General features: G+C 69.0%; 21 protein-coding genes and 1 pseudogene. 11 read left to right on the forward strand and 11 right to left on the reverse strand.

The genetic code is table 11. The features are described from left to right. The 4 genes from RT2_RS20645 to RT2_RS20660 form a co-directional block, all read right to left on the reverse strand. Positions 1-450, reverse strand: a 450-nt coding sequence (locus RT2_RS20645) for a Rossmann-fold NAD(P)-binding domain-containing protein (protein WP_503826518.1), incomplete at its 3' end; no start/stop codon positions are given. Positions 451-533: 83 nt separating this feature from the next. After that, positions 534-1,322 (reverse strand): TauD/TfdA dioxygenase family protein, encoded by a 789-nt coding sequence (locus RT2_RS20650; protein ID WP_174556738.1) that lies wholly within the window; start codon positions 1,320-1,322, stop codon positions 534-536. 341 nt (positions 1,323-1,663) lie between these two features. Next, a complete protein-coding gene (locus RT2_RS20655; RefSeq protein ID WP_245709475.1) occupies positions 1,664-2,371 on the reverse strand; it encodes a GntR family transcriptional regulator in 708 nt (235 codons plus the stop codon). A gap of 215 nt (positions 2,372-2,586) precedes the next feature. Further along, the gene (locus RT2_RS20660; RefSeq protein WP_072846686.1) at positions 2,587-2,988 is read right to left on the reverse strand and encodes a hypothetical protein; all 402 of its coding nucleotides are present in this window, start codon (positions 2,986-2,988) and stop codon (positions 2,587-2,589) included. 155 nt (positions 2,989-3,143) lie between these two features. Between RT2_RS20660 and RT2_RS20665 the strand changes: the two genes are divergently transcribed. Beyond that, on the forward strand, positions 3,144-3,509 hold the full coding sequence (locus RT2_RS20665; protein WP_072846687.1) for a VOC family protein: 366 nt from the start codon (positions 3,144-3,146) through the stop codon (positions 3,507-3,509). Positions 3,510-3,571: 62 nt separating this feature from the next. On the opposite strand, the pseudogene RT2_RS20670 reads toward RT2_RS20665, so the two are convergent. Then, positions 3,572-3,781, reverse strand: a pseudogene (locus RT2_RS20670) (SRPBCC domain-containing protein); the annotation flags it as partial. A 2-nt stretch (positions 3,782-3,783) separates the two neighbouring features. Further along, on the reverse strand, positions 3,784-4,110 hold the full coding sequence (locus RT2_RS20675) for an ArsR/SmtB family transcription factor (protein ID WP_072846688.1): 327 nt from the start codon (positions 4,108-4,110) through the stop codon (positions 3,784-3,786). A 157-nt stretch (positions 4,111-4,267) separates the two neighbouring features. On the opposite strand from RT2_RS20675, the gene RT2_RS20680 reads away from it, so the two are divergent. From RT2_RS20680 to RT2_RS20685, 3 genes are all read left to right on the forward strand, one after another. Continuing rightward, complete coding sequence (locus RT2_RS20680; protein ID WP_072846689.1) at positions 4,268-5,248, forward strand: NAD(P)-dependent alcohol dehydrogenase; 981 nt, start codon at positions 4,268-4,270, stop codon at positions 5,246-5,248. 131 nt (positions 5,249-5,379) lie between these two features. Next, positions 5,380-5,514 (forward strand): hypothetical protein, encoded by a 135-nt coding sequence (locus RT2_RS26595; protein WP_255312561.1) that lies wholly within the window; start codon positions 5,380-5,382, stop codon positions 5,512-5,514. Between the two features lie 183 nt (positions 5,515-5,697). Then, a complete protein-coding gene (locus RT2_RS20685; protein ID WP_072846690.1) occupies positions 5,698-6,690 on the forward strand; it encodes a pseudouridine synthase in 993 nt (330 codons plus the stop codon). 23 nt (positions 6,691-6,713) lie between these two features. Here RT2_RS20685 and RT2_RS20690 read toward each other — a convergent pair whose 3' ends face one another. Both RT2_RS20690 and RT2_RS20695 read right to left on the reverse strand, forming a co-directional pair. After that, a complete protein-coding gene (locus tag RT2_RS20690) occupies positions 6,714-8,159 on the reverse strand; it encodes a phytoene desaturase family protein (protein ID WP_072846739.1) in 1,446 nt (481 codons plus the stop codon). Between the two features lie 10 nt (positions 8,160-8,169). Next, positions 8,170-9,882, reverse strand: coding sequence for a DUF3556 domain-containing protein (locus RT2_RS20695; RefSeq protein ID WP_072846691.1), 1,713 nt, complete (start codon positions 9,880-9,882; stop codon positions 8,170-8,172). A gap of 166 nt (positions 9,883-10,048) precedes the next feature. Here RT2_RS20695 and RT2_RS20700 point away from each other — a divergent pair, with 166 nt between their 5' ends. Continuing rightward, a complete protein-coding gene (locus RT2_RS20700) occupies positions 10,049-10,639 on the forward strand; it encodes a TetR/AcrR family transcriptional regulator (protein ID WP_072846692.1) in 591 nt (196 codons plus the stop codon). 258 nt (positions 10,640-10,897) lie between these two features. On the opposite strand, the gene RT2_RS20705 is transcribed toward RT2_RS20700, so the two are convergent. Further along, complete coding sequence (locus RT2_RS20705; protein ID WP_139191250.1) at positions 10,898-11,572, reverse strand: hypothetical protein; 675 nt, start codon at positions 11,570-11,572, stop codon at positions 10,898-10,900. Positions 11,573-11,873: 301 nt separating this feature from the next. Between RT2_RS20705 and RT2_RS25190 the strand changes: the two genes are divergently transcribed. Further along, positions 11,874-12,107, forward strand: coding sequence for a tyrosine-type recombinase/integrase (locus RT2_RS25190; RefSeq protein ID WP_245709474.1), 234 nt, complete (start codon positions 11,874-11,876; stop codon positions 12,105-12,107). Between the two features lie 12 nt (positions 12,108-12,119). On the opposite strand, the gene ychF is transcribed toward RT2_RS25190, so the two are convergent. Next, positions 12,120-13,199 carry a redox-regulated ATPase YchF gene (ychF, locus tag RT2_RS20715; RefSeq protein WP_072846694.1) on the reverse strand — a complete coding sequence of 360 codons (1,080 nt, stop codon included), beginning with the start codon at positions 13,197-13,199 and terminating at the stop codon, positions 12,120-12,122. A gap of 257 nt (positions 13,200-13,456) precedes the next feature. Here ychF and RT2_RS25595 point away from each other — a divergent pair, with 257 nt between their 5' ends. Then, on the forward strand, positions 13,457-13,681 hold the full coding sequence (locus RT2_RS25595; RefSeq protein ID WP_139191249.1) for a hypothetical protein: 225 nt from the start codon (positions 13,457-13,459) through the stop codon (positions 13,679-13,681). A gap of 8 nt (positions 13,682-13,689) precedes the next feature. Here RT2_RS25595 and RT2_RS20720 read toward each other — a convergent pair whose 3' ends face one another. After that, positions 13,690-14,268 carry a class I SAM-dependent methyltransferase gene (locus RT2_RS20720; protein WP_083577525.1) on the reverse strand — a complete coding sequence of 193 codons (579 nt, stop codon included), beginning with the start codon at positions 14,266-14,268 and terminating at the stop codon, positions 13,690-13,692. Between the two features lie 147 nt (positions 14,269-14,415). Between RT2_RS20720 and RT2_RS20725 the strand changes: the two genes are divergently transcribed. From RT2_RS20725 to RT2_RS20740, 4 genes are all read left to right on the forward strand, one after another. Then, the gene (locus RT2_RS20725; RefSeq protein ID WP_072846695.1) at positions 14,416-14,988 is read left to right on the forward strand and encodes a LysM peptidoglycan-binding domain-containing protein; all 573 of its coding nucleotides are present in this window, start codon (positions 14,416-14,418) and stop codon (positions 14,986-14,988) included. A 119-nt stretch (positions 14,989-15,107) separates the two neighbouring features. Next, complete coding sequence (locus RT2_RS20730) at positions 15,108-16,685, forward strand: FMN-binding glutamate synthase family protein (protein ID WP_072846696.1); 1,578 nt, start codon at positions 15,108-15,110, stop codon at positions 16,683-16,685. Between the two features lie 102 nt (positions 16,686-16,787). After that, entirely contained in the window at positions 16,788-19,088 is a 2,301-nt protein-coding gene (locus RT2_RS20735; protein WP_072846697.1) for a carbon starvation CstA family protein, read from the forward strand. After that, positions 19,088-19,279, forward strand: a complete 192-nt coding sequence (locus RT2_RS20740) for a YbdD/YjiX family protein (RefSeq protein ID WP_072846698.1) — start codon at positions 19,088-19,090, stop codon at positions 19,277-19,279. Before RT2_RS20735 ends, RT2_RS20740 begins: the two co-directional genes overlap by 1 nt. Positions 19,280-19,301 lie beyond the last annotated feature (22 nt).

Raw genomic sequence — 19,301 nt, forward strand, 5'->3', positions numbered from 1 at the left:
CACCGACTTGTAGCCGGCGACGTTGGCCTGCGAGGACAACGCGTCCATCACCTGCGCGCGGGAGATACGCGGGATCGCCTCCACCGCGTACGCCTCGACACCCGCGGCGGCGAGCGCGGCGATGCCGGACTCGTTGGTGCGCGGGGCGAGGAACCCGATCAGCTTCTGACCCGGCCGCAGCCGGCCGGTCTCCTCGGTGTTGGGGGCGGCGACCTTGAGGACCACGTCGGCGGACCACGCGTCGCCGATGGCCGCACCGGCCTCCTTGTAGAGCTCGTCGGGCATCAGGGCGGCGAGCCCGGCACCGGACTCGACGATGACGTCGACGCCCTTGCCGATCAACGAGGCGACCATCTTGGGGACCAGTGCGACCCGCCGTTCACCGTCGTTCGTTTCCCGGACGACGCCGACGGCAGGGCGCGCCCTTACCGCTCTGTTCGTTGTATCCAATGTCTCGACTTCCTGCACTAGATCGGATTCGTTCCCGCAGTCAATCTGGTTCGATTGCTGTGCAACGTTTTTGAATGGACCGGCTACGCCGGAACTTCGCCGTGGAGGGTGACTCGATTGAGTACCCGGTCCGCATCGTCGTAGTCGTGCACGGCGTAGTGCATGGTGCATCGGTTGTCCCACATGACCACGTCGCCCTCCTGCCACATGTGCCGATAGACGTTGTCGGGCGTGACCGACGCGGTGTAGAGGTACTCCAGGAAGTCGGCGCTCTCCTCGCGGCTCCAGCCGTCGATGCAGACGTTCTCGCGGTGACCGACATACAGAGCCTTGCGCCCGGTCTCCGGATGCGTCCGCACCAGCGGGTGGACTGCCGTCGGAATCTCATCCTCGGCGACATTCATCATTCGGCCGAGCCGGAGGCCGTGGAACCGAATGTTCAAGCCTCGCACGGTCTTCTGCAGACCCGCGGACAGGTTCTCGTAGGCGAGGTACTGGTTGGACCACATCGTGTCCCCGCCCGCGGGCACCGTCACCGCGGACAGGATCGAGATCTTCGGGGGCGCCTCGGTGAAGGCCGCGTCGTAGTGCCACGCCTCCGTTGCCGTGGTCTCCTTCTTGATGTTCGTGAGCTGGACGACCTCGGGGTTGCCGTCGAGCGGGTTCAGCATCGCCGTCACCACGGGGTCACCCCACAGCCGGGCGAACTGAACCTGAGTGGTGGGCGAGATGTGCTGGCCGCGGAAGACAAGGGTGCACCGCTCGAGAAAAGCCGTGTGCAGGGTCTCGAAGACGTCTCGCCCGATCGGCTCGTCGAGCCGGATGCCCTCCACAGATGCGCCAATCGCACCGGTGAGTGGGGTGACCTTCATGTTCACGGTTCCTCCTCTGTCTCAAGGGGTAGTGCTGACCAGTTCGAGTCCTAGGTGCCACCGCCAGCGCGGAAGCTCGCCATGGCATGGATCACAAGTTAGCACTTCGCGCGATTAATGTCGACAAGATAGTGAAGGTTTCTCGGGACCGGGCAGGTTACAGGAGACAGATCCGCCGCCCGAAGGTCGCGGCCGGCCACTACGAGGTGGCGAGTCGGGTCCGCGACGGGCATCCCCATTCGACACCGGTACAGGCAGTCGCAGAGTCCATGCCTCGCCGGCACTTCGGCTCACTCGGAGTCCGCGCACACATCACGGGTGTGGCGGCCCGACCGATGCGGTCAGTCGGAAGCCGACGCCTCGACGCGCTTGAGTGCCTCGACCGCGAGGTCCTGGATCTTCGCGACTCGACCCTCGGCAATCTCGATCACCCGGTCGATGTCACCGTTGCCGACGGCCTTGTACAAGCTCTCCCAGCTCTTTTCGAGCTCGGGCAACTGCTCGGGGTTCGACACCAGGCCCAGCCGGACGTACCGCATGGTCTGGGTCGACAGCGACAGGAGCAGTTCCCCCAGAGTGCGATTCCGGGCCATCTCGGCCATCGCGCAGTTCAGCATGAACGTCGACCCCGCATACGCATCCGGCGACTCGCGTGAGGAGACGAGGATCCGAGGCAGGTGCTCCTCGAAGACTTCCTTCAGCCGGACCGGCTGCGACTCCACCTCCTGCCGCAGCAGCATGGCGTAGAGAGCCCCCCGGACCGCGAAGGTGTCCTGAAGCTCGCTGGAGGTCGGCGCCATCACGATGGCGCCCCGGCGAGACTGGAACTCGACCAACCGGTCGCGCTCGAGAATCCGCAGAGCCTCACGAACGGGCGCGCGGCTGACCTCCAGGACTTCGCTGATGTCCTGCTCCAGCAGCCGCTGGCCGGTGCTCACGAGGTCGAGGGTGATGACTCCCGCCAGCTTGGCCGCGATCTGTTCGGCCAGCGACGCCGCCACCCATCCCGTGCTCCGATTCCGCAGGACCGCGTGCTCGACTGCGAGCATCAACTCGGTCTGCGGAAGGAGTAAGACGGAAAGGTCGGGGAGATCCCGCGTCCTGCTCCTCCCCATGGTCGACCCTTCCACTCGGTAATGATTGTGCGGCCGATTCTAGCCTTGACCTTTCACTCCCATGATGCACCGACCCGGACTTTCCTTCGAGGGACGGGATCGGCCGCGCAATGCCGATCCCGGTCACCATTCGGCCGGCAGCCCGCCTGTCACGGCACCGCGAACGTGGCGAAGCCGGGAGTGACCGATCCGCCCCCCAGCGGGTTGACGGTGACAACGACCTGTCCGGCACCGGTGTTCAGCGTCGCTTCGGCCGGGAACCCGTGCAGACCGTCCGACAGTTGAGCGGAACCGGTCGCCCCGGTCGACAGGTTCAGCCAATGCACCTGGGAGGAGAGCGGGCAGCCCCACCGACCCGGCTTCCCGCCGGTGATCAGCACGACGCCGGGCCGGTCGCCGACCACCGCCGCGCACCGGATCGGGGGCACGTCGAAGCTTCCGTTCGGATTCCCGAACGGGGCGGGATCGACCTGAAACGGAACCGTCACCGGCGCCGCGGCAGCAACGCCCACCACCGACAACCCCGATGCCACAACGACTGTGGCGCACATTCCGAACCTACGAACGACATTCACGGCGATCTCCTCCCCCACTGGACAGACCCGACCCAAGAAGTACCGAGCCTAACTCCACCGGCGAGCCGGCAGCAGTCGGCGATCGCACGAAGGGTGTCGAGCGCCCGGTCCTGCCGCCTAGGGTTGAGCCCATGACCCGCCCCGACATCGGGTTCGACTACCCGGTACTGGACTGCCCGGACCCGGCCGCGTTGGCCGGCTTCTACCGTGACGTGCTCGGCTGGGAGGTCACGAGATCCGAGGACGACTGGGTGGTCCTCCAGGGGCCGGGGGCACAACGGCTGGCGTTTCAGCCGGCACCGGACTTCAGCCCACTCGACTGGCCGGCCGAGGGCGTCCGCGTCCATCTCGACCTGCTCGTCGACGACCTGGACGCGGCCGAGGCGTGGGTGGTCGGACTCGGCGCCCGGCGGGTCGAGGGCCCCCGGGACCATCCGAGCTTCACGGTGTTCGCCGACCCTGCCGGGCACTACTTCTGCCTGTGCCGCCGCGACTGAAGCGCGGCAGCGTTCAGCCGGCCTTCGCCAGTAGCGCGTCGAGCGCCGCATGGCTGGCGTTGCTCGACGAATCGCCAGTGGCCGCCGCGCTCGAATTCCCAGCGCTCGACGTCGAGCGGGTTTCCGCGCCCCCACCACTGGGCGAGCTGGTCGGGTTCGGTGTATGCGGCCCAGACCCGGTCGCGGGTGGCGTTGAAGACGCGTTCGACGTGGATGTCCCGGTCGCCGGGGGTGGACACGGTCGCGGCGGCGGGGGTGTGTTGCGTGGTCATCGTTACTCCTCCATGCGGTTGAGGAACTGTCCGAGACGGTCCAGGCGGCCCTCGATCTCGAGTTGGTGGCCCCTGATCCAGGCGGCCTCCCGGTCGAGCGGGTTCGTGCCGAGCCGGCAGTGGCGCACGCGGCCGCGCTTCTCGGTCACGACCATGCCCGCGTCCTCGAGCAGACGCAGGTGCTTCGTGATGCCGGTGAGGGTCATCTCGAAGCGCTCCGCCAGCTCGCTGACCGTGGCGTCCGTCCGCCCGAGGTGCTCGAGGATCCCACGTCGGGTGGGATCGGAGAGCGCCGCGAACGAGACGTCGAGGCGGGAATACTGAACCATCTAGTTCAGTATTTACCGGTGGCCCGACTGGTGTCAATGGCCCGGGCGCCAGTACTCCGGCACCGTCCCGGTACTCGTTCCGCCTCCGATTGGACGACGATGGAACCGGGCGCGGGGCGAGGGTCTGGGCCGCGCACCCCGGGAGGAGGGTCTACCGGTGAAAGCCGTCATGTACACCGAGTTCGGGCCGCCGGAAGTCCTCGGCATCCACGAGGTGGACCGCCCCACGCCGCGGCCGGGCGAGGTGCTTGTGCGAGTGCGCGCGACGACGGTGACCCGGGCCGAAACCCTGATGCGCAGGGGGCGCCCCCGCTGGGGACGCCTGATCCTCGGCGTCACGCGACCACGAGCGAAGCGGCGGACCCTGGGGCTCGAATTTGCCGGAGAGATCGAAGCTACTGGCGGGGACGGCAGCCGGTTCGGGCCGGGCGACCAGGTTTTCGGGTTCACCGGATTCCGTCTCGGCGCCTGCGCCGAGTACGTCTGCCTGCCGGAGACCGCGTCGCTCGAGCGGATGCCGACCGGGATCGGCTTCGAGCAGGCGGCCGCCGCGGTGGACGGCCCGTCGACCGCGCTGTACTTCCTTCGGGACCGGGCACGCGTCCGCGGTGGCCAGCACGTGTTGGTCAACGGCGCCTCCGGCAGCATCGGGACCTACGCGGTGCAACTGGCCAAACGCTTCGGCGCCGAAGTCACCGCGGTGTGCAGCTCCCGCAACGCCGACCTGGTCACCGCACTGGGAGCCGACCACGTCGTCGACTACCACCGGGAGGACTTCAGCTCCCGCCACGACACCTACGACGTCATTTTCGACACCATCACCGCGACGTCGTTCGCGCGATGCCGCCGGGCGCTCACGCCGCACGGCTGCTACCTCCCCACCACCGGCCTGATCAACTGGCCACTCGGTGCGTGGACTGCCTTGCGTGGCGGAAGGACCGTCCGGCCCGGGATGTCCGTGGAGAAGAAGTCGGCGCTTGCGTTCGTGAAGGAGCTGCTCGAGTCCGACGGGCTGCGCGTCGTCGTCGACCGCAGCTTTCCGATGGATCGGATCGTCGAGGCACACCGATACGTGGACCTGGGCCACAAGGTCGGCAACGTGACGGTCACCGTCGGCCGTCAGCCCGGTCCCCGCTGAAACGGACTTCTGGAGTCCGGACTTCTGTAGTCCGGTAAGGGGATTCGCCCTCCCACGCGACCTGTAACGCCGGCGCCCGTGACAGCGACACAGTCGATGGACACTGTCAGCGTGAGGTGAGGAGTGGGGACATGGGATCGATCGAGATCATGAATTGGCTTCAAGAGGGCGCGAATGCCGGAGACCCGATCAGGGGGGCGCTCTACGTCGTGACATTCGTGGTGGGCGGACTGTACAGCGTGCTCTTCGAAGGCGCCGTGATCTGACCGACGAACGTGAGAGGTAGCGCGTCAGGGCCGTCCGGTTCGGACGCGGCGCCTCCAAAACGAGAATGGCCCCGCCTCGAGGCGGGGCCATTCTCGTTCGTTCGTCGGCAACACAACGGGAATCTGACGCATCGCCCACGTCTCGTCGCGGCCCGCGGCGCGGCCGAGCCAGTAGCCGGTGGGATGATGACGCGCATGCCGATGCCCTCACCGCTGCCCGTCAAGAACGGGGTCGGACCGACGCGGCTGCGCGTCCCGGCGTCCGGGCCGTGGGCGACGATCGCCGAGTACGTCGTCGCGAGGTTCGACCACCTCGGCGCCGACGACCTGCACCGACGGTTCGATGCCGGCGAGATCGTCGGCACCGACGGCCGTCCGATCGGTCGCGGCACGGCGCTGGGCGCGCACCCGTTCGTCTGGTACTACCGCGATCTGCCGGCGGAGGACCCGGTGCCGTTCCACGAGGAGATCCTGCACGTCGACGACGACCTCGTCGTGATCGACAAGCCGCACTTCCTACCGACCACCCCGAGCGGGCGCTACCTGCGCGAGTCGGCGCTCGTCCGACTGCGGGTCCGCCTCGACAACCCGGACCTGGCGCCGATCCATCGACTCGACCGCGGGACCGCGGGCGTGGTGATGTTCTCGGCCCGCCCCGCGACGCGCGGCGCATACCAGTCGCTGTTCGAGAAGCGGCGGGTCGTGAAGGTCTACGAGGCGGTGTCGGCGCGACCGCCCGGGTGGGACCAGGACGCACCGGCGCTCGACGGACGCGCCGTTCCCCTCGTCTACCGCAACCACATCGAGGCTCGGCGCGGCGAGTTGCGGGTTGTCGTCGACGACGTCCGTGAGCCCAACGCCGAGACGGCGGTCGAGGTGCGAGGGACGGGCGTGAGCGCCTCCGGACGTGCTGTGCTGCACACGGTGCTGCGTCCGCACACCGGACGGATGCACCAGTTGCGGGTGCACCTGGCGGCACTCGGCGTCGGGATCCTGGGCGACCGGCGATACCCCGACCTGCTGCCCGACGCGCCGGACGATCATTCCCTCCCGCTCCAATTGCTCGCGCGGGAACTGGAATTCACCGATCCACTGTCCGGGACGCCGCGGCGGTTCGTCACCCGCCGGACCTTGGCCGAGGCGCCTGCGGGGCACTTGGCGGTCGGCTCACGGTAGAAGCGGGCTCTGGATCGAGCCCGTCAGTCGGCTCGGCGCCCGATGGGCTGCACATCGACGCCCAGACTGCGCAACGCGCTGGCGGCGGCACCCGCCCCGCACATGCCGTGCACGCCCGCACCGGGAGGCGTGGAGGCCGAGCACAAGAACATGCCGTCGACCCCGGTCGCGTACGGGTCGAGCACGAACCCCGGTCGCCCGACCATCTGGAGCGGCGTGTTTGCCCCTCCCCCGATGTCGCCCCCGACGTAGTTCGCGTTGTAGCGCTCGCACTCTGTCGGACCGGTGGCATGCACCGCGACGACCCGGCCGCGGAAACCGGGCGCGTACGCCTCGATCTGGTCCAGCACGACCTCCGTCGCATCCCCGTCGTAGCCGGACGGGACGTGCGCATACGCCCAGATCGGATGCACTCCCTCGACCGATCGGGTCGAGTCGGCCAGGTACTGCTGCCCGACGAGCACGAACGGTCGCTCCGGCATCCGGCCCGTCACGACGGCGGCCTCCGCGGCCGCCACCTCACCGGCGGTGCCACCCAGGTGGACCGTGCCAGCCCGGCGCGCGGACTCGTGGGTCCACGGGACTCCCTCGCGCACGGCCAGGTCCACCTTGAAGGCGGCCGGGCCGAACTTGTAGGACCGGTACCGGCGCCTGCCTCGCCCGCCGAGCCGCTCGCCCAGGATCTCGGCGGCCGCCTGCGGAGTCGTGTCGAACAGCGTCACGTCGGCCGCCGGCAGATCGGCGAACGACCCGACCGGAGCGTTGCACTCGATCTCGCCTCCGCGTTCACGCAGGACCGACACCAGCGCCGACGTGATCGCCTGCGAGCCGCCCTCGGCGACCGGCCAACCGTGACGATGCCCGGCCGCCACCAACATCACGCCCACCGACGCCGACAGCGGACGGTTCAGCGGCTGGAACAGGTGCGCCGCGCACCCCATGAACAGGGCCCGGGCCTGCGGTGTGCGGAATGCCTTGGCCAGCACGGTGGCCGGGAGTCCGGCCCGGAGCCCGAACCTGGCCAGGGCGATCGGGTGCCTGGGCACTCGCAGGAGCGGACCGAGCACCTCCGGGGCGAGGGTGTCGAAGCTGCGCGCCAGGGGCCCGAAGACCCGACGCCAGGCGTCCGCGTCCACACCCATCCCGGCGGCCGTGCGGTCGACATCGCCGGCCAGCACACCGGCCGACCCGTCCGCCATCGGATGGACGAGGTCGATCTCGGGCCACCGCCACCGCAGGCCGTGTTCGGCGAGCGGCAGGGTCGCCAGGTACGGGGAGGCGACCCCGAAGGGGTGCACCGCGGAACAGACGTCGTGCAGCAGGCCGGGCAGCGTCAGGTCGCTGGTGCGCGCGCCTCCCCCCGGACTCTCGGCAGCCTCGAGCACCGTCACCTTCACTCCGTGCCCGGCCAGCCGGACGGCGGCGGCCAGCCCGTTGGGGCCGGAACCGACCACGACCGCGGTCCTCACGTTCGCCATGTCAGCGCGCCCGAGCGTCGCCGGTCACCGTCACCGGCATGTCGTCGGCCCACGGTTGCCGGTTGACCATGTCCGCGACCCGAACCGTGCCCCGCTCGAACTCACCGGTGGCGGCGTCCAGCAACCGGTAGGCCTGGGTCTGCCGGTGGATCGGCTGGGCGTCCAGGACCAGCACCCTCAGTTCACCCGGCTCGAAGGCACACAGGTCCTGGAGCGTCTCGACGAGCTGCTCGGAGTGCAGGTGCCCGTCGCCGAAGTTCCAGCCGAGCACGACGCCGGCTACCGTCTCGCCGTCGAGTTCGACGTACTCCGTCGCGGGTCGGTCGGCCAAGAGCCGGGGCAGCAGGGCGGCGTGCGCGCGACCGTGCGTGTGGATCGCGCGGAACGCGAAGCCGGTGAGCCGCGTGGCCCGGGCCTCGTCCTCGCCGCCGTAGACCTTCTCCAACTGGCGGTGCGGCAGCATCGCGAAGCGGATCGTGCCGTCGGTCAGCTTCTGCTCGCCGCTGGGCGAGAGGCACCAGACGGTGGTGTCCCAGTTCCCGGCGTAGTACCGCATCCCGAGCAGGAAGCAGATCCGCTCCGGGAACAGGTTGCCGAGGATCACGAGGAGGAAGCTGACCGCCGGGATCAGCAGGACCGCGGGATGCGCGAGGTCGTCGAGCCCCAGGGACGCCTTGTCCACGAACAGCGTGAGCACGGCGAAGATCATGAAGACGTTCCACTCGAGCGGCGTCCCCATCGGGATCGTCACGATGATGTGCAGGTGGAACAGGATCATCACGGTCGCTGCGACCGTCGTGACGGTGCCGCCTCCGGACAGGATCAGCACGAGCGGAACGCCGAACTCGATCGCGGTTCCGCCGTGGGCGAGCAACTTCGAGAGCCCGGACGGGCGCAGGTCATCGGGGTACGACTTGGTGAAGAGGTGCTTGATGCGCTTCGTTCGCCACAGCGGGCTGTTCGCCTCCATCGCCTGCACGACCGACGGGAAGTGCACGTTGAGCTTCGAAACCGCCGCACCCCACCAGATGCACAGCAGGACGAACTTGGCGGCCACGATGGAGTCGGGGAACGGCACGAGGAAGGTCACGGCAATCGCGCCGTAGACCTCCGCACGGGCGGCCAGGAAGATCGTCCGGTCCCGCAGTCCGATGACCGCGAGTAGTCCCAGGACGACGACCACCTTCTGCCACGGCAGCTGAACCGTCCCGGCAGCGGTCGCGGAGACCAACGCCACCAGCAGCGAGACGAGCAGCGCGGCGTACGCGGCGATGTCGACGACGCCGCGCCGGTGCCCGGAGGTGAGCGGGACCCGCCCGGGCCACGGCGGCATCCGGACGGTTCCCCGGCGGAACCAGTAGAGGAACGAACCCAGCGGCGGCAGGAAGCGCAGGTTCAGGGGCCCGAACCCGCAGCCCAGGCCGGTGACCTCGAAGAGGATGCACCAGAGCACGACCTTCTGCCACACGACCGGCATGGCCCACCACTGGCCGACGTCGAGCAGGCCGTCCACGCCGGGCGTGGTCAACGCGAAGCATGCCGCGCCGAGGATGAGCAGGGCGATCTTCACGAGATAGCCGACGTACACCACATCGGGTGTCCCGAAACCTTGTGAGAGGTAGTTCTCCGAGAGGATGCGCATCTGGGTGGGTCGCCGGCCGCGGCGCAACTCGTCCGCGTCGATGTCCGGTTCCACCGGTAGCAGGAATCCCATAGGTCCTCCGTAGCGCTCACCGTTCCGACACGACGTCGCCCCGGTCGGCGACCGGGCCTCCGCACGGCCGGTCATGGTGGAGAACGTAGTGCTTTGTAGACACTTCGACACAAGTGTTTACAAGAAGAATTCTCCGAACTTCCAGGCGCCCTATGATCGAGCGGCAATGAAACCCGACTCCAGCGTCGTGCGCGACCGCATCCTGGACGCCGCCGAACTCTGTCTGGCGCGCGACGGGATCCGCCGCACCACCGTGCGAGCCGTGGCGCAGGAAGCCGCTGTCAGCCGCGCCTATCTGTACCGGTTCTTCACCGACAAGGCGACACTGCTCTCGGCGGCACTGATCCGCCGGGGCGCGGACTTCTGGGAGGACGCGGCCGATCGGATCGCGCGACAGGACAGCGTGTCCGGCATGCTGACCGAGGCGGTCGTGCTGTCGAGGCAGAATCCCTTGGGGCCGTTGGCCGTTGAACTGGCCGCCCGGGAACCGCACGAGTACGCCGAGATCATGGGCACCTACTCCCAGGACGTGGTCGCCCAGCTGTCCGACTTCTGGGTGGACCGGCTGCGTGACGCCCAGCGACGCGGCCTGGCCCGCGAGGACCTCGACCTGCCCGGGGCGGCGGAATGGCTGGTCCGGATGCTCGTCTCCCTGGTGGGGACGCCGGGATCGGCAGTCGACGTGGACGATCGGGAGGCCCTGTTGGCCTACCTGCAGACGTTTCTCGGTCCGGCGTTCAGCCCAGCGTCACACTGAACACCTACCGCACACCTACCGCCACCTATGGCCCGGCACAGACGACAGAACCCGCAGGGCCGGGGACGAGCTGTCCCGGGCCTCTGCGGGTTCTGCTGCGGACAAACGGCCTCGAAGAGACCGCCGACCACGGGTTCTAGACGTTGGTTGCGGCGGGTGACCCGCGGCGACGAGGACGACATGGCCTGAGCGGTCAGGGCCGCCCGGAAGAATCCCGGACGGCCCTGGTGCGGCCGCTGCCTGCTGCGACGACGGGGGCTACGAGCCGCAGGGGATGTTGAGGCCATCTCCGGTGCACAGGGCCCACCATCCGAGACTCTCCACGAGTTCGATCGCGTTCGGGTCGCGGACCGTCACCTTGACCCCCATCGGATCCCAGGTCTTGAGTCCGAGACCATCCGCCTGGACCGAGAACCCGCTGTCGAGGACGAAACCTCCTGCCGGGAACGCCGCCAGGCCGCCGAGGCGGTAACTGACCTCGAGGGTCAGGGTCTTGCCACCGTCGGACGACACCGTCCAGTTGCCGCTGAAGGCCGCATCCCTCCCCATGACCGTGGGTGTCACATTCTCGGTCTTCATCGACCCGTCACGCCAGGCAGTGATCTTGGCACTGCCGGGCACATATCCCCCGAAATGATCAGTGATCCGGTTGATGATCCTGACAGGCGCACCGGTTGCGGAGATCGTGGTCCGGTAAGTGACGACCTGGCTCGGCGCGAGGACGTTCCGGCCGATGACCTCCCTTGTCACGGACAGGTTCTCGAAGGTCTCGGTGGCCGTGCTCGGAGTATTCGGGTCGGTCGTACCCGAGGACCCGAGATCCGGCAGGGCCGACTGGGCGGTCGCGGTGCCGACACCGGCGGCGAGGCCACCGGCCAGCACGGCCGAGGCGAAGACTACGGATGCGACCCGGCGCATGGTGGGACGAAGCATCTACGAACTCCATTCAGTAGGGATGATCACGCGGCACCTCGGTACCGCTGAACTCCCCCGGCCCCAGACACGCGTCGCGTTATCGTATTGACCGACGTCCGATTTGGTTCGGTAATGCGAATCCTGTTGTTGCGCTGCACTTGTCGTTAAACACAATGGTGCCACCCGGTATACGGGCAGGGCCTCGGCAAAGTCATGATTGATGGACGCTGACCTACGGGATCCGTGGCGGCCAGGGCGGCTTCGGGCGGACACGGCCGTCTGGTAGTGATTCGGTGGCGAAAGACCCGCAAGGATGCCGGTGTCAACGAAGCTGCACGACCTGCGCCACTTCTACGCCTCGGGCTTGATCGCCGCCGGGTGCGACGTGGTGACCGTCCAGCGGGCGCTCGGGCACTCCTCCCCCACTGTCACGCTGAACACCTACTCGCACCTGCAGCCCGACGCAGACGACAGAACCCGCAGGGCCGGGGACGAGCTGTTCCGGGCCTCTGCGGGTTCTGCTGCGGACAAACGGCCTCGAAGAGACCGCTGACCAAGGGTTCTTCTAGACGTTGAAGCGGAACTCCACCACGTCGCCGTCGGCCATCACGTACTCCTTGCCCTCCATGCGCACCTTGCCGGCGGCCTTGGCCGCGGCCATCGACCCCGCCTCGTCCAGGTCCGCGAAGGACACGATCTCGGCCTTGATGAAGCCGCGCTCGAAGTCGGTGTGGATGACGCCGGCCGCCTGCGGGGCGGTGTCGCCCTTGTGGATGGTCCAGGCGCGCGACTCCTTGGGGCCGGCGGTGAGGTAGGTCTGCAGCCCGAGGGTGTGGAAGCCGGTCCGGGCGAGCGCGTGCAGGCCGGGCTCGGACTGACCGATCGAGTCGAGCATCTCCTGGCGGTCCTCCTCGTCCAGCTCGAGCAGCTCCTGCTCGACCTTCGCGTCGAGGAACACCGCGTCCGCGGGGGCGACCGACGCCCGCAGCTCGGCGACCTTCGCCTCGTCGGTGAGCACGGCCTCGTCGGCGTTGAAGACGTACAGGAACGGCTTGGTGGTGAGCAGGCTCAGCTCGCGCAGCAGCCCGAAGTCCAGCTTGTCCTTGACGCTGAACAGGGTCTTGCCCTCGTCGAGGAACGCCTGGGCCTTGACCGCCTCGTCGTGCAGCGGCTTGAGCTCCTTGTTCTTGCGCGCTTCCTTGTCCAGCCGCGGCAGGGCCTTCTCGAGGGTCTGCATGTCGGCGATCACGAGCTCGGTCTCGATCACCTCGATGTCCGACGCGGGGTCGACGCGGCCGTCGACGTGCACCACGTCGTCGTCGGCAAACACGCGAACGACCTGGCAGATGGCGTCGGCCTCGCGGATGTTGGCCAGGAACTTGTTGCCCAGGCCGGCGCCCTCGGACGCGCCCTTGACGATCCCGGCGATGTCGACGAACGAGACCGTCGCGGGCAGGATCCGCTCGGAGCCGAAGATCTCGGCGAGCCTGACCAGCCGCGGATCGGGCAGCTCGACCATGCCGACGTTGGGCTCGATGGTCGCGAACGGGTAGTTCGCGGCCAGCACGTCGTTGTTGGTCAGCGCGTTGAAAAGGGTGGACTTGCCGACGTTGGGCAGTCCGACGATTCCGAGGGTAAGGCTCACGGTCTCCAGAGTCTACGGACCGGTGTGGGCGCCCTGCACACACCGGTCCGTAGACCTGCGGATCGGTACCCGCTGGTGCTGTCCTCAATGCCGCTGATCGCGGCGGCGATGATCCGCGTCAAGGCTCGTCGACGGCGGGCAGAACGGGTAGCTCACGGCCGTGACATGCGGTGTCCCGGCGCTCACAATGAGAAGAGCGCAATCCGAGGGCACCCCGGAGCCGCGCGGTGCGCGACGCCGCCACCAGGAGGAACACAATGACCAGAAATTCACTCCGCGCAGCGATCGTGGCCGCGGCCACGGTGCCGGTGTTCGCGTTCGCCCCAGGTATCGCCGCCGCCGGACCGGCATCGCCGATACCCGCGCCCGTCCAGCCCGCGTACCTCAACCCACAGCAGGGCCCGTTGGGTGCCGCACTGTCCTGTGCACCCTTGGCCGTGATTCCGTTCGCCGGGGGCCTCGCCCTGGCCTGTTGGGCCTGAGGCGGGCGCTACCCTCGCTTTCGCGCGACCGTCACCGCCCATGTCGCGTCGGCTCGCCAGGGCCGCAGGTCCCAGGTCGCGAAGCGGTGTTCCTTGACCAGCCCCACCGCCTCGAGATCCGCGTCGAGATGATCGGCGGTGTACCGGTAGTCCGTGGCGAAGCCGGTGACCAGCACCCCGCCCGGCGCCAGGTGAGCGGCGAGCCGGCCCAGCACCGTCCGTTCGGTGCCGGGCTCGACGAAGATCATCACGTTCCCGGCCGCGACCACCGCGTCGAACTGCTCGCCCGGCAGGTCCAGCTCCGCGAGGTCCGCCAGGTACACCGTCAGCTCGGCGTGCTCCCGCGCCGCCGCCACCAGTACCGGGTCCAGGTCTACCGCGGTCACCGCGTGGCCGCGCCGGGCGAGTTCGAGGCCGACACGCCCGGTGCCGCAGCCGGCATCGAGCACCCGCGACCCCGGCGTCAGCAGCGCGTCGACCATCCGCGCCTCACCGTGCAGGTCCGCGCCGTCCGCCGCCAGCTGCTCGAATCGTTGGATGTAGGCGCGCGACTGCGCCTCGTCTCGCTCGTTCTGCCATCGGGTCACGGCGCCCAGAGTACGTTTCGCACAGCCGATTTGCCGCCGCCCGCAGGTAGGCTTCGCCGCGGACGGTGGGGGGCCATGTTCCCGGGGTCCGTCATGGTTCGCACCGAAATACACATCACCTGAAATTGCCCTTGAAAGGGGACACACGTGGCGGACACCTTGCAGGCCGGATCGAGCCTGTCGACCGGACAGTCGCTCACCTCGGGCAACGGCGCCTACGCGCTGACGCTGCAGGACGACGGCAACCTCGTGCTGAGCGAGGCCGGCAACGCCGTCTGGGCCAGCAAGACGAACGGCAAGAGCGCGGTCAAGGCCGACCTCCAGGACGACGGCAACTTCGTCCTCTACACCGAGGGCAACGACCCCGTCTGGGCCTCGCAGACCGCCGGCAACTCGGGCGTCCGCCTCGTCGTGCAGGACGACCGCAACGTCGTGCTGTACGCCGGCGACAAGGCCGTCTGGGCCACCGACACCGCGGTCGAGGCCGCTGCCCCCGAGGCCGCGCCCGCTCCCGCTCCCGAGCCGGAGCCGGCTCCCGCGCCCGCTCCCCCGGCGCCGCCGGCCCCGCAGACCCACACCGTCGGTGACGGCGAGTCGCTGTGGGTCATCGCCGAGCGCTACTACGGCGACGGCAACCAGTACCAGCGAATCGCGGACGCCAACGGCATCGCGAACCCGGACCTGATCAACGCGGGCCAGGTCCTCACCATCCCCGCGTAGTTCTCCGCAGCACCCGACTCGGCGACCCCGGCACCCCATGCCCGGGTCGCCGAGTCGCATCACCGTCGAAATGACCTGCGCCGCGCCCCACTTCGGGCCGGCCGAGCTGGAGGTGGCAAATCGTGCGCTGGTTGATCGTGGCCGGGATGTGGCTGGTCGGGCTGGCCGCGGTCGCGCTCGCCGTCGCGGTGGCGTCGGGTTGGTGGGTGCTCGCGGTGATCGCCCTGGCGTTCGCCTGCGTCGGCACCCGGGACCTGCTGCAGCGTCGCCACAGCATCCTGCGCAATTACCCGGTCCTCGGACACGCGCGCTTCCTGCTCGAGCGGATCCGACCCGAGATCCAGCAGTACTTCGTCGAATCAGCCACCGACGGAACGCCGTTCGACCGGGAGACCCGCGACCTCGTCTACGAGCGAGCGAAGGGCACCAAGGACGACGAGCCGTTCGGCACCGAACGGGACGTGCAGGCGCCCGGGCACGAGTTCATGGCGCACTCGCTGCGCGCCCGGCATGCCGGCGAGGAGACGCCGACCGTGCGACTGGGCGGGCCGGACTGCGCCCGGCCGTACGACATCGCACTCCTGAACGTCTCCGCGATGAGCTTCGGCTCGCTGTCCGGCAATGCCGTCGAGGCGATGAACGCGGGCGCCGCCCGCGGCGGGTTCGCCCACGACACCGGCGAGGGCGGCATCAGCTCCCACCACCGCAGGCACGGCGGCGACCTGATCTGGGAGATCGGCTCCGGCTACTTCGGGTGCCGCACCGCCACAGGACATTTCGACCCGGAACTGTTTGCCGCCAAGGCCGCCGACGACCAGGTCAAGGCCATCTCCGTCAAGCTCTCCCAGGGCGCCAAGCCGGGCCTGGGCGGGGTGCTGCCCGGCGCCAAGGTGAGCGCCGAGATCGCCGCCACCCGCGGCGTCCCGGTCGGCCAGACCGTGATCTCCCCGCCCGCGCACAGCGCCTTCGACACCCCGAACGAGCTCGTCGACTTCATCGCCACCCTGCGCACCCTGTCCGGCGGCAAGCCGGTCGGGTTCAAGCTGTGCGTCGGGTCCCGGGTCGAGTTCCTCGGGATCTGCAAGGCCATGGTCGAGAAGGGCGTCACCGCGGACTTCGTCATCGTGGACGGGGCCGAGGGCGGCACCGGCGCGGCGCCGGTGGAGTTCGAGGACCACATGGGCATGCCACTGACCGAGGGCCTCATGCTCGTGCACAACGCACTGGTCGGGGCCGGCCTGCGGGACCGGGTGAAGATCGGGGCATCCGGCAAGGTCGCCAGCGGCAGCGACATCGTCAAGCGCGTCATCCAGGGCGCCGACTTCACCCTGGCGGCGCGGGCGATGATGTTCGCGGTCGGCTGCATCCAGGCGCAGGCCTGCCACACCAACCACTGCCCCGTCGGCGTCGCCACCCAGGACCCCGCCCGTGCCCGGGCGCTGGACGTCCCCGACAAGGCCGCCCGCGTCCACCGGTTCCAGAAGTCGACGGTGGCCAGCGCCAAGCAGATGGTGGCCTCGATGGGCCTCGACGGTTTCGACGAGCTGCGTCCGTCCATGCTCAACCGCCGGATCGACGCGCACACCACCCGGACGTACGCCGAGCTGTACGAGTGGCTGCTGCCCGGCGAGTTGCTCGACAACCCGCCGGACGGCTGGCTCACGGACTGGATCGACGCCGACGCAGACCGGTTCTGACCTCCCGGCTTCGACCGCACACCGTCGCGGACGGCGCGCGTACTGGACCCCACCGGAATAGGGTGACGTAGGTCACAGTCGATGCCTGCCCAGGAGGTCCCCATGACCACCACCACCCCCGGCAAACCCGCGTCGGACCCGAACATCGAGTACCTGTACACCGACCCGGACCTGCCGCCGGTCGGCATCGTCGACCGGACCCCGATCACCCCCGCGAAGAAGTTGGTGTTCGCGGCGATCGGCGTGGTCGGTGCCGTCGCCTGGACGATGATCGCGATCGTGCGCGGCGAGCACGTGAGCTCGGTCTGGTTCGTCATCGCGGCGGTGTGCACGTACCTCATCGCCTACCGCTTCTACGCCCGGCTGATCGAGAGCCGCATCGTCAAGCCCCGGGACGACCGGGCGACGCCCGCCGAGGTGCTCGAGAACGGCAAGGACTTCATGCCGACCGACCGGCGGGTGCTCTTCGGTCACCACTTCGCGGCGATCGCCGGGGCCGGTCCGCTGGTCGGTCCGGTGCTCGCCGCACAGATGGGGTACCTGCCCGGGACCATGTGGATCATCATCGGCGTGGTGTTCGCCGGCGGCGTCCAGGACTTCCTGGTGCTGTGGATCTCCTCGAAGCGCCGGGGCCGGAGCCTCGGTCAGATGGCCCGCGAGGAACTCGGCGTCGTCGGCGGGATCGCCGCCCTGATCGGCGTCTTCGTCATCATGGTCATCATCATCGCGGTGCTCGCGCTGGTGGTGGTGAACTCGCTCGCCGAGAGCCCGTGGGGCGTCTTCTCCATCGCCCTGACCATCCCCATCGCCCTGTTCATGGGCGTCTACCTGCGGTTCCTCCGACCCGGCAAGGTCTCCGAGGTCTCCCTGATCGGCGTGGTGTTGCTGCTGCTCGCGATCGTCTCCGGCGGCTGGGTCGCCGACACCGGCTGGGGCACCGACTGGTTCACCCTCTCCAAGGTGACCCTCGCGTGGCTGATGATCGGCTACGGGCTCGCCGCGTCGGTGCTGCCGGTGTGGCTGCTGCTCGCTCCCCGCGACTACCTGTCCACCTTCATGAAGGTCGGGACGATCGCGCTGCTTGCCGCCGGAATCCTGGTGGCCCACCCCCAGATCCAGATGCCCGCGACCACCTCGTTCGCCTGGGACGGCGACGGCCCGGCGTTCTCCGGGTCACTGTTCCCGTTCCTGTTCATCACCATCGCCTGCGGCGCCCTGTCCGGCTTCCACTCCCTGATCGCGTCGGGCACCACCCCGAAACTGCTCGAGAAGGAGCGGCAGACCCGGATGATCGGCTACGGCGGGATGCTCACTGAGTCCTTCGTCGCCGTCATGGCCCTGGTCACCGCGTGCATCCTCGACCAGCACCTCTACTTCGCGCTGAACGCGCCCGCCGCGCTGACCGGCGGCACCGCGGAGAGCGCGCCCGAGTACCTCAACAGCCTGGGCCTGCCCGGCGCCGACATCACCGCCGAGCAGTTGAACCAGGCCGCTACGGACGTCGGGGAGGAGTCCATCGTCTCGCGCACCGGCGGCGCCCCGACGCTTGCCTTCGGCATGTCGGAGGTGATGAGCCAGTTCATCGGCGGGGAGAGCCTCAAGTCGTTCTGGTACCACTTCGCGATCATGTTCGAGGCGCTGTTCATCCTCACCACCGTCGACGCCGGCACCCGGGTGGCCCGGTTCATGCTCTCCGACTCGCTCGGCAACTTCGGCGGCGCCGCCCACAAGTTCAAGGACCCGTCCTGGCGGTTCGGCGCCTGGTTCTGCTCGATCGTCGTGGTGGGGCTGTGGGGCGCGGTCCTGCTGATGGGCGTCACCGACCCGCTCGGCGGCATCAACACCCTGTTCCCGCTGTTCGGCATCGCGAACCAACTGCTCGCGGCGATCGCGTTGACGGTGGTGCTGGTGGTGGTGATGAAGAAGGGCCTGTTCAAGTGGGCATGGATCCCGGCCGTGCCCCTGGTCTGGGACCTGATCGTGACCATGACCGCGTCCTGGCAGAAGATCTTCTCGGATGTCCCGGCGATCGGGTACTGGGCTCAGCACCGCGACTTCGTCGACGCCCGGAACGCGGGGCTGAGCAGCTTCGGCTCGGCGAAGACACCCGAGGCGATCGACGCGGTCATCCGCAACACCTTCGTCCAGGGCACCCTGTCGATCGTGTTCGCGGTGCTGGTCCTGATCGTCGCGGTGGTCGGACTCCTCGTCTGCGTCAAGGCCTTTCGCGCCGGCGGGCTGCCCGACACCGAGACCCCACCGGTGCCGTCGAGGCTCTTCGGTCCGGCCGGCTTCGTGCCCACCGCCGCGGAGAAGGCCGTCCAGCACGAGTGGGACGAGCTGATCGCGGAGGGCAAGGTCCGAGCGCCCGGCGCCGCCCACACCGTCGGGGGGCACCACTGATGGCCGGGCTGCGCCGGGTCGCCCACGGGCTGTGGTGGTGGGTCACCTCGGTGATGGGCGACCACGACTACGCCCGGTACGCCGAGCACCTGCGCCGCGCCCATCCCGACGCCCCGGTGCCCAGCGAACGCGAGTACTGGCGCGCCCGGTACGCGGATGCGGACGCGCACCCGAGCACACGCTGCTGCTGACCGCGCCCCGCCAGGCGGGTAC

It is taken from the genome of Rhodococcus tukisamuensis NBRC 100609 (assembly GCF_001894985.1).
Lineage (GTDB): Bacteria > Actinomycetota > Actinomycetes > Mycobacteriales > Mycobacteriaceae > Rhodococcus_G > Rhodococcus_G tukisamuensis.

What these genes read in the sequence shown, in the direction of transcription:
- RT2_RS20650 (WP_174556738.1), bottom strand. Translation starts at nt 1,322, where the DNA reads ATGAAGGTCACCCCACTCACCGGTGCGATTGGCGCATCTGTGGAGGGC.
- RT2_RS20655 (WP_245709475.1), bottom strand. Translation starts at nt 2,371, where the DNA reads ATGCTCGCAGTCGAGCACGCGGTCCTGCGGAATCGGAGCACGGGATGG.
- RT2_RS20660 (WP_072846686.1), bottom strand. Translation starts at nt 2,988, where the DNA reads ATGTGCGCCACAGTCGTTGTGGCATCGGGGTTGTCGGTGGTGGGCGTT.
- RT2_RS20665 (WP_072846687.1), top strand. Translation starts at nt 3,144, where the DNA reads ATGACCCGCCCCGACATCGGGTTCGACTACCCGGTACTGGACTGCCCG.
- RT2_RS20675 (WP_072846688.1), bottom strand. Translation starts at nt 4,110, where the DNA reads ATGGTTCAGTATTCCCGCCTCGACGTCTCGTTCGCGGCGCTCTCCGAT.
- RT2_RS26595 (WP_255312561.1), top strand. Translation starts at nt 5,380, where the DNA reads ATGGGATCGATCGAGATCATGAATTGGCTTCAAGAGGGCGCGAATGCC.
- RT2_RS20685 (WP_072846690.1), top strand. Translation starts at nt 5,698, where the DNA reads ATGATGACGCGCATGCCGATGCCCTCACCGCTGCCCGTCAAGAACGGG.
- RT2_RS20695 (WP_072846691.1), bottom strand. Translation starts at nt 9,882, where the DNA reads ATGGGATTCCTGCTACCGGTGGAACCGGACATCGACGCGGACGAGTTG.
- RT2_RS20700 (WP_072846692.1), top strand. Translation starts at nt 10,049, where the DNA reads ATGAAACCCGACTCCAGCGTCGTGCGCGACCGCATCCTGGACGCCGCC.
- RT2_RS20705 (WP_139191250.1), bottom strand. Translation starts at nt 11,572, where the DNA reads ATGCTTCGTCCCACCATGCGCCGGGTCGCATCCGTAGTCTTCGCCTCG.
- RT2_RS25595 (WP_139191249.1), top strand. Translation starts at nt 13,457, where the DNA reads ATGACCAGAAATTCACTCCGCGCAGCGATCGTGGCCGCGGCCACGGTG.
- RT2_RS20735 (WP_072846697.1), top strand. Translation starts at nt 16,788, where the DNA reads ATGACCACCACCACCCCCGGCAAACCCGCGTCGGACCCGAACATCGAG.
- RT2_RS20740 (WP_072846698.1), top strand. Translation starts at nt 19,088, where the DNA reads ATGGCCGGGCTGCGCCGGGTCGCCCACGGGCTGTGGTGGTGGGTCACC.